At 64.4% G+C, this 12,602-nt stretch carries 14 protein-coding genes; 7 read left to right on the plus strand and 7 right to left on the minus strand.

Features of this window, described 5'->3' with window-relative positions:
* Nucleotides 1–32 precede the first annotated feature (32 nt).
* From QFZ23_RS18770 to QFZ23_RS18790, 5 genes are all read right to left on the minus strand, one after another.
* Entirely contained in the window at nucleotides 33–794 is a 762-nt protein-coding gene (locus tag QFZ23_RS18770; protein ID WP_306925235.1) for an ABC transporter permease, read from the minus strand.
* Nucleotides 791–1,600 (minus strand): ABC transporter ATP-binding protein, encoded by an 810-nt coding sequence (locus QFZ23_RS18775; protein ID WP_306925236.1) that lies wholly within the window; start codon nucleotides 1,598–1,600, stop codon nucleotides 791–793. The genes QFZ23_RS18770 and QFZ23_RS18775 overlap by 4 nt, the downstream gene beginning before the upstream one ends.
* Nucleotides 1,597–1,968: a DUF1048 domain-containing protein gene (locus QFZ23_RS18780; protein ID WP_306925237.1), complete on the minus strand. Its 372-nt coding sequence runs from the start codon at nucleotides 1,966–1,968 to the stop codon at nucleotides 1,597–1,599. The genes QFZ23_RS18775 and QFZ23_RS18780 overlap by 4 nt, the downstream gene beginning before the upstream one ends.
* Nucleotides 1,969–1,970: 2 nt before the next feature.
* Entirely contained in the window at nucleotides 1,971–2,300 is a 330-nt protein-coding gene (locus QFZ23_RS18785; protein WP_306925238.1) for a PadR family transcriptional regulator, read from the minus strand.
* Nucleotides 2,301–2,635: 335 nt separating this feature from the next.
* Nucleotides 2,636–3,094 (minus strand): hypothetical protein, encoded by a 459-nt coding sequence (locus QFZ23_RS18790; protein ID WP_306925239.1) that lies wholly within the window; start codon nucleotides 3,092–3,094, stop codon nucleotides 2,636–2,638.
* A gap of 146 nt (nucleotides 3,095–3,240) precedes the next feature.
* Between QFZ23_RS18790 and QFZ23_RS18795 the strand changes: the two genes are divergently transcribed.
* The 4 genes from QFZ23_RS18795 (at nucleotide 3,241) to QFZ23_RS18810 (ending at nucleotide 7,997) form a co-directional block, all read left to right on the plus strand.
* Nucleotides 3,241–3,792: a dihydrofolate reductase family protein gene (locus tag QFZ23_RS18795; RefSeq protein ID WP_306925241.1), complete on the plus strand. Its 552-nt coding sequence runs from the start codon at nucleotides 3,241–3,243 to the stop codon at nucleotides 3,790–3,792.
* Nucleotides 3,793–4,284: 492 nt separating this feature from the next.
* Nucleotides 4,285–5,652: an MFS transporter gene (locus QFZ23_RS18800; RefSeq protein ID WP_306925243.1), complete on the plus strand. Its 1,368-nt coding sequence runs from the start codon at nucleotides 4,285–4,287 to the stop codon at nucleotides 5,650–5,652.
* 34 nt (nucleotides 5,653–5,686) lie between these two features.
* On the plus strand, nucleotides 5,687–6,958 hold the full coding sequence (locus QFZ23_RS18805) for an aminopeptidase P family protein (protein ID WP_306925245.1): 1,272 nt from the start codon (nucleotides 5,687–5,689) through the stop codon (nucleotides 6,956–6,958).
* Between the two features lie 196 nt (nucleotides 6,959–7,154).
* On the plus strand, nucleotides 7,155–7,997 hold the full coding sequence (locus QFZ23_RS18810; RefSeq protein ID WP_306925247.1) for an IclR family transcriptional regulator: 843 nt from the start codon (nucleotides 7,155–7,157) through the stop codon (nucleotides 7,995–7,997).
* Nucleotides 7,998–8,079: 82 nt separating this feature from the next.
* On the opposite strand, the gene QFZ23_RS18815 is transcribed toward QFZ23_RS18810, so the two are convergent.
* A complete protein-coding gene (locus QFZ23_RS18815) occupies nucleotides 8,080–8,382 on the minus strand; it encodes a helix-turn-helix domain-containing protein (RefSeq protein ID WP_306925249.1) in 303 nt (100 codons plus the stop codon).
* Between the two features lie 66 nt (nucleotides 8,383–8,448).
* On the opposite strand from QFZ23_RS18815, the gene map reads away from it, so the two are divergent.
* A complete protein-coding gene (gene map / locus QFZ23_RS18820) occupies nucleotides 8,449–9,225 on the plus strand; it encodes a type I methionyl aminopeptidase (protein ID WP_306925251.1) in 777 nt (258 codons plus the stop codon).
* 7 nt (nucleotides 9,226–9,232) lie between these two features.
* Here map and QFZ23_RS18825 read toward each other — a convergent pair whose 3' ends face one another.
* Complete coding sequence (locus tag QFZ23_RS18825; RefSeq protein WP_306925254.1) at nucleotides 9,233–10,552, minus strand: M23 family metallopeptidase; 1,320 nt, start codon at nucleotides 10,550–10,552, stop codon at nucleotides 9,233–9,235.
* A 589-nt stretch (nucleotides 10,553–11,141) separates the two neighbouring features.
* On the opposite strand from QFZ23_RS18825, the gene QFZ23_RS18830 reads away from it, so the two are divergent.
* Both QFZ23_RS18830 and QFZ23_RS18835 read left to right on the plus strand, forming a co-directional pair.
* On the plus strand, nucleotides 11,142–11,663 hold the full coding sequence (locus tag QFZ23_RS18830; RefSeq protein WP_306925256.1) for an RNA polymerase sigma factor: 522 nt from the start codon (nucleotides 11,142–11,144) through the stop codon (nucleotides 11,661–11,663).
* Complete coding sequence (locus QFZ23_RS18835; RefSeq protein WP_306925258.1) at nucleotides 11,660–12,496, plus strand: hypothetical protein; 837 nt, start codon at nucleotides 11,660–11,662, stop codon at nucleotides 12,494–12,496. The genes QFZ23_RS18830 and QFZ23_RS18835 overlap by 4 nt, the downstream gene beginning before the upstream one ends.
* Nucleotides 12,497–12,602 lie beyond the last annotated feature (106 nt).

Here is a 12,602-nt window from a genome sequence, read left to right on the forward strand (position 1 = left end):
TCGAACCGCCGCCATCCCGCCGTCGGCCGCCCTTACGTGATCTTGCGGCGGTACGCCGCCATGGCGAAGACGTAAGCGAGAACGAGGATCCCGAGGCACCAGGCCAGGGCGATCCAAATGTCGACGCCGACCGGCCGTTGCGCAAACAGGTCCTGGATGGTGTTGACGATCGAGGTGACCGGCTGGTTCTCGGCGAACGCCCGCACGGGACCCGGCATGGTGCCGGTGGGGACGAAGGCCGAACTGATGAACGGCAGGAAGATCAGCGGGTAGGAGAAGCCGCCGGCGCCGTCCACGGACTTCGCTGACAGGCCGGCGATGACCGCGATCCAGGTGAGTGCCAGGGTGAACAGGGCGAGGATTCCGGCAACGGCGAGCCACTCCAGTGGGCCCGCCGATGTGCGGAAGCCCATGAGCAGGGCAACCAGCACAATGATCACCAGCGAGAGCGCGTTGGCAACCATCGACGTCAGCACATGGGCCCACAGCACGGACGATCGTGCGATCGGCATGGACTGGAACCGCTCGAAAATGCCGCTCTTCGTGTCGGTGAACAGCCGGACGGCGGTGTACGCGATGCCGGACGCGATCGCGATCAGCATGATGCCGGGAAGCAGGTAGTTGATGTAGTTGTCGGCGCCTGTCTTGATGGCGCCGCCGAACACGTAGACGAACAGCAGCATGAGGGCGATCGGCGTGATTGCGGTGGTGATGATCGTGTCCACGCTGCGGATGATGTGGCGCAGGGAACGGCCCAGCAGGACGGCCGTGTCTCCGAAGAAATGCTTGCTCATGGCTGGTCCTTACTTGACCCGACTTTGTCGTCCTTCCCCACCAGTGCGAGGAAGATGTCCTCCAGGGTCGGCTGCTTTTCGACGTACTCGACTTCCGCCGGCGGGAGCAGCCGCTTCAGCTCGGCGAGGGTGCCGTTCGCGATGATCCGCCCCTCATGAAGAATCGCGATTCGGTCTGCCAGTTGCTCGGCCTCGTCGAGATACTGCGTGGTGAGCAGAACGGTGGTCCCCTGCCTGGCGAGCTCCTTGACCACCTGCCACACCTCGATGCGCGCTTCGGGGTCGAGCCCGGTCGTCGGCTCATCGAGGAAGATCACCTTCGGCTGCCCGATGAGGCTCATGGCGATGTCAAGACGACGCCGCATGCCGCCCGAATAGGTGGACACCTTTCGCGATCCTGCTTCGGCGAGGTTGAAGCGTGCGAGGAGATCATCCGCCACCGCGCCAGGGTCTTTCAGGTGCCGCAGTTTGGCAACGAGCACCAGGTTCTCCCGGCCGGAGAGGATCTCGTCGACCGCAGCGAACTGTCCGGTCAGACTGATGGATTCCCGGACCTGGAGCGGGTGCGCCGTGACGTCGAATCCATGCACGGTGGCTGTGCCGGCGTCGGGCCGCAACAGTGTGGACAGGATCCTCACGATCGTGGTCTTTCCGGCTCCGTTCGAGCCGAGGAGGGCGAAGATGCCGCCCGATGCCACGTCGAAGTCCACGCCGCGCAGCACATGCAGTTCCTTGTAGGACTTCTCCAGTCCCTGCACACGGATCGCGGGTTCGCGATCCGGCGGAGCTGAGGCGTTGACGCTCATGGGACTTCCTCCTCCTTCCTAACGCTCTCGATTGCCTCGTTGAGCCGCTTCCGTTCCTTGTTGATCCACTGCCCCTCCGAGTAGTTCTGGAGAAACGTCTCAGCGAACTCCACGGGGTCCTCCCCGACGACTTCCCGGATCGGGGTTCCGGTCGCCGCGCTCTGCTCAAAGAGATCCGCCAGATCCTCCAGCATCTTCACCAGGGTCTCCCCTTTCGTGATCGCCCCGAAGTACGTCAGGTACCGCTCCAACGCATCGATGGCTGTGCGATAGTTCGCGGGAAGCTGCTTGGTGCGCGCTTTGTACTGTCGGTACTGCTTCTTTTGTTCGAGCGAGCCGGTGACCTGCTCGATCCATCCCATGGCCATGTTTAATTCCCTCCATCTCGGAGCTGTTCGAGCCGCTGGGCCAGAAAGCTCCACGTTCTCCAGAACTCTTCCAAGTACTCATCGCCCTGGGCGTTGAGCGTGTACACCTTGCGCGGGGGTCCTTTCTCTGACGGACGCTTCTCGACGTCGACAAGACCCTTTTGCTCGATCCTCACCAGCAGCGCGTATACAGTTCCTTCGGCGATATCAGAGAAGCCCTTCTCCCTGAGCAGCGTCGTGATCTCGTATCCATACGCCGGATTCCCGGTGAGAAGGGCAAGAACGATGCCCTCCAGCGTCCCCTTGAGCATCTCCGTCATTTGCTTGCCCACCGGACACCTCCTCCAGCTACTTAGTAATACTAGCTACCAGTACATAGTAACGCTAAGTAGCGGAACCGCAAGGGGTCCCGCGGGAAGTGCTGGAATAACGACGGCGGAAGCTGAGGAAGCGTTTGGTGTGAAGCGACCAAAGGTGAGGAAGCGTTTGGAACGGTGGGGACCTTCAGATCCTGCCGCTTCCCGCCAAACGCTCCCGCAGACCCTGCCGCTTCCCGCCAAACGCTCCCGCAGATCCTGCCGCTTCCCGCCGCACGCTCCCGCAGACCCTGCCGTTAACGTGCTTGTCGCGTGCGGATAGCCTGGCCCCAGCCACAGGATCGTTTTTATTACGGGTTGACAGTGGCCCTTACCACCGAGAAGAGCCGGACGTAGTTCGGGCACACGCTCAATTTCTCATCAGCTGGAACACGCGCGCCGTCCAAGGCCACCTTGGCCCCATCGGACAGAGACGAACCGTCCGGCAGGGCCAGTGCTTCGCCCTCGAAAACCGTGCCTTGGGGGAAGACCAGGGTTGTTGTTTCCCCGTCGCGGGTGCGCACCACGATGCATCCGGCCCCGTCTGCCGCCAGACTGCCGATGAGCTGGCCACCTTCCTCGGGAGCGGACGACACTCCGGCGTGCACCACGGCCTTCTTGCCTCCGGCACTTTGCACCACCGCCGTCGGCATTTCCTGCTGAACTGAAGGTGAGGTTGATGCAGGTTTGGGTTCCCCCTGCGGCGCCGAACATGCCCCGAGGACAAGTGCGATGGTCGCGGCAAGGCCGAAGGCAGCCCGGTGAGTCATCCCTGTCCCCTAAATTTTCGACGCCGATCCTTGGCCCCAGCATAAAGGGCCAGGCGTCGGGGGCGGCCGGCGTCGGCGCGCAAAACCTTCCCACGGCAGCCGCGGCGGAATACGGTAATGCCTGACGACCCGATTTGGAGGACCCGATGCGCAAAGTGACTGCCGGACTGTTCCACTCCGTAGACGGTGTGGTGCAGGACCCGTTCAAGTTCCAGTTCGACAGCTTCGATGAGGACCTGGGCAACGGACTGACCAAGATGATCAACACCGTGGACACCGTCATTCTGGGGCGGGTCAGCTATCAGGAGTGGGCGGGGTACTGGCCGAACGCTTCACAGGATGAGGACTTCGCCGCTTTCATCAACCCGGTGGAAAAGTTCGTGGCGTCGCGCACCCTCTCGGAGCCCCTCGAATGGCAAAACTCGCACCTGATCGAGGGACCGCTGGAGGAGTTCGTCACCGATCTTAAAAAGCGCGACGGCGGCGAGATCGCCGTTTGCGGCAGCATCTCAGTGACGCGGCAACTGCTATTCGCGGGAATCCTCGATGAGCTGACCCTCATGACGCACCCCGTGGTGGCCGGCAGCGGGCGGCGACTGTTCGAGGACGGCGACCCGCTGACCAGGCTGGAACTGAAGGACCAGTACAAGACCGGCAAGGGCAACGTCGTCAGCACCTACAGTCTGCGGACCGACTGAGGGGTCGGCCGGACGCTTCCTCACATCCCGCCGCCTCCAGCCGAACGCCTCCACACATCCCGCCGCCTCCAACCAAACGCCTCCTCACATCCCGCCGCCTCCAACCGGACGCCTCCTCACATCCCGCCGCCTCCTCAGTTCCTGCATGCCCCTGACTGCGCCCAGCGAACAAGTGAGGACGCGTCAGGAAAAACCCGACGATACCTGAGGACGCGTCAGGAAAAACCCGACGATACCTGAGGACGCGTCAGGAAAAACCCGACGAAAAGTGAGGACGCGTCACCTTGGCGTGCCCGCATCGCGCATGCGCTCGCAACGCGGTTGCACTTGAAGCAACCGAGCGATTCTCAGTGCGGAGCGCAATTTTGCAGCCGGTCACGGCGAATAACACCAAAGAGTTCGAAAATACCCATTGACTGGTGAACTACATCACGCCTAACCTGATGCAACAGCGTTGCAACAGAAGCAACCCGACATTTCATTGGTGGACACATGAAACACCCGACAACCCAACCTTCCGAAGCGGCGGAGCCAGCAGAGTCGCTGAGCGCGCAGCCCGCACCCGCAGCACCCCACAGCGGCGACGAAGTCAGCAAGGACACCCGACGCCGGGTCATCACCGCGAGCTTCATCGGCAACTTCGTCGAATGGTTCGACTACGCCGTCTACGGCTACCTGGCCGGCATCATCTCCACGGTCTTCTTTCCCGAAGCCGACCGCCAGACAGCACTCCTGGCAACCTTCGGCGTCTTCGCCATCTCCTTCTTCGTCCGTCCCCTGGGCGGCTTCTTCTGGGGCCACATCGGCGACCGGCTCGGACGGCGGAAAGCACTGTCGCTTTCGATCGTCATCATGTCCGTGGCCACGTTCTGCATTGCCCTGATCCCCGGCTACGGCACCATCGGCATTCTGGCGCCGGTCCTGCTCCTGCTGGTCCGCGTGGTCCAGGGGTTCTCTGCCTCCGGCGAGTACGCCGGCGCCTCCGCCTTCCTGGTGGAGTACGCACCGGCACATAGGCGCGGACTCTATGCCGCCGTCGTACCCGCAAGCACCGCGGCGGGACTGTTGCTGGGCAGCCTCCTGGCCGCACTGCTGACGTCAGTTCTCAGTGAAAGCCAGCTGCACGACTGGGGATGGCGCCTGCCGTTCCTGCTCGCGGCCCCCATGGGCCTGATCGGCCGGTACATCCGCACCAAGCTCGAGGACACCCCCGCCTTCCGCGCCCTCTCGCAGGAGGAACACGGCAAGGCACCCGCTAGGGACATGTTCCGGAACAACAGAAAGCAGCTCATCATCGCCACCGGCGCGGTGCTCCTGAACGCCGTCGGCTTCTACGTCATCCTCAGCTACATGCCCACCTACCTCGCCGAGGAACTGGGCTTCGGCGCCGGAGAGTCGTTCCTGGCCACCACCATCGCGCTGGCCAGCTACATCGGCTTCATCTTCCTCACCGGCATCGCCTCGGACAGGTTCGGCCGCAAGCGGATGCTGATCACCGCGTCCGTGCTGTTCATGCTGCTCACGGTCCCGGCGTTCATGCTCCTGGGCACCGGCAACTTCCTGGTGATCGTCCTGGTCCAGATCCTCCTGGGCGGCATGCTCACCCTCAACGACGGCACGCTGCCCAGCTTCCTGGCCGAACTCTTCCCCACGAAGACCCGGTACAGCGGGTTCGCCGTCAGCTTCAACCTCTCCAACGCCCTGTTCGGCGGCACCGCCCCGTTCATGGCCACCCTCCTCATCGGCCTCACGCACAACAAGCTGGCCCCCGGCTGGTACCTCGCGGCCGCCTCACTGGTTTCCCTCATCGCAGTCCTGTTCGCCGTGGAGACTTCCAAGAAGCCCCTGCAGCAGCACTGACAACACACCCACCCAAGAAAGAAAAGGAAAAAGCATGACCACCACCGAGAACCTCACCCGTCCCGGCGACGCTGTCAACGACGTCGCCAAGCTCGAGCGCCTCAAGGTCCTCAACAACGGCGAGAAGGTCTCGCTGACCTTCTCCGACGCCGAGTTCGAGCGCCGCCTCGCCGGCCTCCGCAGCATCATGGCCGAGAAGGACCTGGACGCCGTCGTCCTGACCAGCTACCACTCGATCAAGTACTACTCCGACTTCCTGTTCACCTACTTCGGCCGCTCCTACGCCATGGTTGTCACCAAGGAGGACACGGTCACCGTCACCGCAAATATCGACGCCGGCATGCCGTGGCGCCGCAGCTACGGCGACAACCTCGTCTACACGGACTGGCGCCGGGACAACTTCATCCACGGCATCCAGGAGGTGCTGCGCACCCGCGGCATCAATGTCCGCCGGCTCGGCGTCGAGGACGACTCCCTGCCGCTGGACAACCGCAACAAGATCCAGGCCGCGTTCGCGTCCGCAACCCTGGTGGACGTGGCCCAGGCCGCGATGCGCCAGCGCATGATCAAATCCGCCGAGGAAATCGAGGTCATCAAGCACGGTGCCCGGATCGGCGACCTCGGCGGCGAAGCCATCCGCAACGCCATCACCGCCGGCATCACCGAGTACGAGGTGGCGCTCATCGGCACCGAGGCCATGGTGCACGAGATCGCCCGCACCTTCCCGGACTCCGAGATCCGCGACACCTGGGTGTGGTTCCAGTCCGGCATCAACACCGACGGCGCGCACAACTGGGCCACCACCCGGAAGATCCAGGAGCACGACATCCTGTCCCTGAACTGCTTCCCGATGACCTCCGGCTACTACACGGCGCTGGAGCGGACCCTGTTCTTCGGCGAACCGGACACCCGGTCCCTCGAGCTGTGGAACGTCAACGTCGAGGTCCACAAGCGCGGCCTGGAACTCATCAAGCCCGGCGCCGTGTGCAAGGACATCGCCGCCGAGCTCAACGAGATCTACGTGTCCCACGGCCTACTCGCCAACCGCACCTTCGGCTACGGCCACTCCTTCGGCGTCCTCAGCCACTACTACGGCCGCGAAGCCGGGCTCGAACTGCGCGAGGACATTGACACGGTGCTGGAACCGGGCATGGTGGTCTCCATGGAACCGATGATCACGGTCCTGGACGGCCAGCCCGGTGCCGGCGGCTACCGCGAGCACGACATCCTGGTGGTGGGCGAGGACGGCGCCGAGAACATCACCAAGTTCCCGTTCGGTCCTGAGCACAACATCATCAGCGCCTGACACCCCTGGTAGCCAACAACCCGCTTGGCTAACCACAGGGCATGCCCTCCCCCGCAGGCCGTTGTCAGCAAGGCTTTTGATTTAGCAGCCTTGGGTTAAGTACGACGACGGCGGGCGGCCGGGAGGGCATGTCCGCCCCGCTTCCGCGAGGCAACAAAGTCCGGAAGCACGACAGTGAAGAAATATAGTGAACACCATGACTCCCCCGGCAACACCCGCGAGCCCAGCCCCTGACGCAGGCAAAGACGCAGGCAACGGCGACGCCCGCGGCGCCTCCGTGATCGTCAACGCCATCGCCGTGCTCCGCAGCTTCACCGCGGACGAGCCCATGCTGGGCGTCACCGAGATCGCCAGCCGGGTGGGCCTGCACAAGAGCACGGTGTCGCGGATCCTCGCCACGTTCGAGCAGGAACACTTGGTGGAGCGCGACCCGGACACACGCCGCTTCCGGCTGGGGCTGGGCCTGATCGCGGTGGCGGGTCCGCTGCTGGCCGAACTCGAGGAACGGCGCGTGGCCTATCCGGTTCTGCGCGACCTCACCGAACGCACCGGCGAGACCAGCGCCCTGATGGTGTGGAATGGCACCGAGTCGATGTGCGTGGAGCAGATCGCCAGCCGCCAGCAGGTCAAGCACACCACACCGCTGGGCGCCCGCTACAACGATGCCCTCAGCGCCTCGGTCCAGATCTTCCTCGCCGGGGAACAGGCCGAACGAGTGAACGCCCTCCTCCGCAGCGGCACCATCACCCTGCCCGGCCTGGACGACCACTCGGTCGAGGAGTACCTGCAGCGCCTCGAGGAAGTCACCAAGCGCGGCTGGGCCATCAACTACGGAGAGACGTCCATCGAGGAAGTTGGCATTGCCGCCCCGGTCTATGACCACCGCGGCGACATCGTGGCCTCCGTCCTCATCCCCGCACCCAAGTTCCGGGTCTCCCCCGACACCCTGCAGAGCCTCGGCGAGGCCTGCGCCAGCGGGGCCCGGCAGGTCACGCAGCGCCTCGGCGGCGTGGCCCCGAAGCAACGCCGCAGCGCATAAGACCCGCAGCGTACAAGAACGACGGAGCCCAGGCGGAGGCAGCACCTTGCCGGCCCCCGCAACACAGCCGCGGGATTGCGGCTTACGAAGCCAACCTCTCACCTGCGTTGTGCCCAGAGCTGGCCGGTTCAACCCCCCGTTCGGGCTGGTTGATCTCGGCCCACACGTCGTCGAGTGAGAGACCGAGGACATCGGCGATCGCTGCGATTGTCGGGAAGGCAGGGGTCGCCACGCGGCCCGACTCGATCTTCCGGAGGGTCTCCGGTGAGACGCGGGCATCGAGCGCGGTCTCGAGCATCGAGCGCTCTCCCCTGGCGCGACGCAACAGGGCGCCGAGGCGCTGTCCGCGCTCGACTTCCGCGGATGTGAGGGGCAACCTGACCATGGATCCAATACTAATACCGGGATAATATGGCCGGTATAGTTATTGGTCGCATGAGAAGGGCGCCGCATGATCGAGATCCTGAACCCCGCCGAACTGGCCCGAGCAAAAGTGTCGGGCGCCCTGGTGGCTGACATCCTGCACACGCTGAAGAGCCGTAGCGCTGTGGGCACGAACTTGCTGGACATCGACCGGTGGGCCCAGGCCATGATCCTGGAGGCCGGAGCGGAGTCGTGCTACGTCAACTATGCGCCGTCCTTCGGACGCGGGCCGTTTGGCCACTACATCTGCACGGGCGTCAACGACGCCGTGCTCCACGGGCTGCCACGCGACTACCCGCTTGCTGACGGCGATCTGCTGACTCTTGACCTCGCCGTCTCCAAAGACGGAGTCGCTGCAGACGCGGCCATCAGCTTCATCGTGGGCGAATCAAAGCCTGCGGAAAGCGTCGCGATGATCGACGCGACCGAGCGCGCATTGAGCGCAGGGATAGCCGCTGCCGGACCAGGCGCCCGCATCGGTGATATTTCCCATGCCATCGGCTCGGTCCTCAGCGAGGCAGGCTACCCGATCAACACCGAGTTCGGCGGTCATGGCATCGGATCAACCATGCACCAGGACCCGCACGTTCCAAACACCGGACGGCCCGGCCGCGGGTACAAACTGCGGCCTGGCCTGATGCTCGCACTGGAGCCGTGGGTCATGGCGGACACGGCCCGGCTGGTCACTGATGGCGATGGTTGGACGCTCCGAAGCGCGACAGGCTGCCGGACGGCGCACAGCGAACACACGATCGCCATCACTGACGACGGAGCCGAAATCCTCACCTTGCCGAACCACAACTAGGGGCTCCCTACGGTGCTGCTGTCTCAGTAGCAGCCGGAACCGCTGTCGGTGCCGCCGCCGGTGCTGTCTCCGCTTCCGTTGCCGGCTTCTCGGTTACCTGCTGAACAGGAACGGGGACCGCAACCGGTGTGGAGCTCGGTGCAGCACTGGGTGAAGAAGTCGGAGCCGGCGCTGCCGCGGGAGCCGGCGTAGCCGCGGGAGCCGGCGTGGGCGCGACCACCCTGGGTGCCGGAGCCGGCGTAGCCGCGGGACCCGGCGCAGGCGCGACCACCTTCGGTGCCGGTGTGACAGCCGGTGCCGGCTTGGGTGTGACAGCCGGGGCCGGGGCCGGCGTTGCCGGCTTGGGCGCGGCAGCCGGTGCCGGAGCCGGAGTTACCGGCTTAGGCGCGGGCTTAGGCGCGGCCACCCTCGGTGCCGGAGCCGGAGTTACCGGCTTAGGCGCGGGCTTAGGCGCGGCCACCCTGTGAGCCGGTTTGGGCGGGGCCACTTTCGGTGCTGGCTGCGCGGCCCGCCTACCCGAAGGCTTGGCGGCGGAAGCAGACGCCTTGGAGGGAGAAGAAGACTTCACCGCTGAAACGCTCTGCGCGGACGGTCCGTGCTCATCGTTCACCGCTGCATGGCGAGCGCCGGCTCCGACCGGAACAGCCCAGGAGGGTGTCTCCATCGCGGTGCCGCGCTTCCGATAGTCGGTCATCTTGATATTGGCAACCGGTCCCGAGTGACGGAGCCGCAGCAGAGTCCAGTTGTCGGGGTCTGTGTGTTTGCCGTTCAGAATGGTTTCGAAATGGAGGTGGCATCCGGTTGATGACCCCGTGGTCCCGACCCTGGCGATGAGTTCCCCCACCTGGACCGACTGGCCCTTCTTCACACCGATGCCCTCCAAGTGGTTATAAGTGGTGATCAGGCCGTTCCCGTGGTCGATTTCCACCCGGTTGCCGCCACCCCACGGATGCCATCCCACGGCCCGCACCACGCCGGCATCCGCCGCGAATACGCGGGTTCCGCAGGCGGCGGCAAAGTCCTGGCCCCAGTGGAACTCACCCGCAGAACCGGTGATCGGACTTGTCCGCAGCCCAAAGTGCGAGGTGGGAACCAGGACCTCCAACGGCGCCATCAGCTTTCCAGCCACGGGGCGCCGCACCTTCCTGGAAACCGCATCCAGTTTCTGGGTCATGGGCTTAGCTACGGTAAAGACCACAGGACGGCTGTAAGACAGGAACGCGTCAGCGGAGGCCGAGACGGCACCGGCGCTCGAAACGGAGCCCTCTGCAGCCGCGGCAACGGCAGCGGATACGAGCGGCATGTTGACGGCGATGTCACGAGGCATCTCTGCAGGCGGCTGGCCTGACGAAAGAAGAGGGCCAGTGCCGTGGAATCCAAAAGCGTAGACCGCAAGGAATGCCGCGCCGGCGCCTATCCGAACGGCACGACTCAGGACGGCTGGCCGTAGGACCTGCGGTGTGCGCCGGACAGCGGCAGGTGCAAGATGCTTTGACATTAGATCTCCCCCATGAAGGCCGCCGCGTGCTGGTGGATCGAGGCTGGTGGATGGCGGCATGCTCCTAACATGGGAGCATGCCGGGCAGGCCAGTGAAACCGATACAGCCCCTTATGTGGATAAGCTCGGAGAATCTTGATCGGGACCCCTGCTGAACTGCGGAAATCCTCGCATGATGTTGAGGGATCCCGATGCTCGGAGCGCATGACCAGGAGCGCCCGACCCACCGGGACCATCCCGGACAGCTTCCACGGCCTTTGGCTTGCTACTCATGGGCCAATCCTGCGGACCGGATGCCACCGTTTTGGTGTTCATATCCTGTATAGGCCGCCGTTTGCGACACACTTGGTTGGGTGGCGGACAGGTACAGGGCATGAGTCATCTTTCGCGAGTTCCTGACCGGGAGCACACTTTCCGAGTGTTGTACGAAGTGATCTACCCTGACGTGCTCAGATTCGTTCAACGGCGGGCACATCCGGATCATGCCGAGGACGTCGCGGCTGACGCGTTCCTTGTTGTTTGGCGTCGCCTCGATGAGGTGCCGCGCATCCATGAGGACGCACGGGCATGGATTTTTGGCATCGCCCGGAACATTCTGCTGAACGCACACCGAGGCGAACAGCGGCGCCAAGCACTTGGCGTGCGGCTGGCGGATGCCACAACCCGGCTGCACTTGGATGAGGACACTCATGCAGTGATGAGCCGCGTGGACCTGAGCCGAGCATGGCGCCTCCTCTCCGAGGTCCATCAAGAGGCACTCGGCCTCACTGTCTTCGAAGATCTCGCGGCACCGCAGGCAGCTGCTGTGCTTGGCATCTCACCCGTCGCGTTCCGCCTGCGACTGAGTCGCGCCCGCAGAGCACTCCGACTTCATCTCGAACACCTACCAGAACCCGCTGGCACGCCGACGGCTTCCCTTGGAAGGACAACCACGCCATGACCCGAAACCAAGACATTGACGCCGTGCTTCGTACCCTCGACGCCGCTGCCCCGCAGCGCTCCACGAACACACACCGCGTCCGCCCCGACCTGCAACGCATCCTGGCCACCGACACAGGGCGGGAACCCCAACAGCAGTCCGCACCCTCAGCTGTTTTCGACAAAACGCGGTCAGCCAGACGGACCGGCCTGCCCGTTCGAAGGTTCGCAATCGTCGGCGGAATGGTGGCTGCCGCCACCGCAGGCCTGATCGTCCTGCCCTCCCTTTCAGGTGGCGACCCGGCCTTTGCCAGCTGGACCCCCGCACCGGCCAGCATGAGCGAGCAGGACCGCGCCGCCGCCGCCGCCGACTGCCGCTCATCCCAAAAGGGGACGGGGGGCGGAATGTACGCCGCTGAGGTCGTGTCCGCTCAGCTAGCGATCGCTGAGCGCCGCGGCGTATGGACCACAGTCGTACTGTCGGGAGCCGGCGGGTTCTCGGTCATGTGCATCACCGACGACTTCGCGAGCCTCTTCACCAAGGGCATGATCGGCTCGATCGGAAAACCAGCCAATCAGGCCTCACCAGGGCCTCGCGAGCTTATCGCCACGGACTTGGGAACCGGCAGCATGAGTGCCGGTTTCATCTCCCTGGCGGCAGGCGCGGCAGGTTCAGACATCGCGGAAGTCAGCTATGTGAGCCGCGCCCACCAGAAAGTGAAAGCAACGGTTTCCCAAGGGCGGTTCGCTCTCTGGCTACCCGGCGACGAACTGCAGGACGCGGCGACTAACGGCGTGGAAGTCGAAGTGACCTACCGTAACGGCACAAAGGGAACCAATCGCTTAACCCTTTAAGCTATGCAAACTCTCGTGGCCCGCTTCCGGCTCCCCGCGGGGCAGCCACCGCAGATGTAGGGTTGTGCTGACGAACAGATACCGCCCGTCCAACACGAGGAAGCCG

It is taken from the genome of Arthrobacter globiformis, assembly GCF_030818015.1.
GTDB lineage: Bacteria > Actinomycetota > Actinomycetes > Actinomycetales > Micrococcaceae > Arthrobacter > Arthrobacter globiformis_C.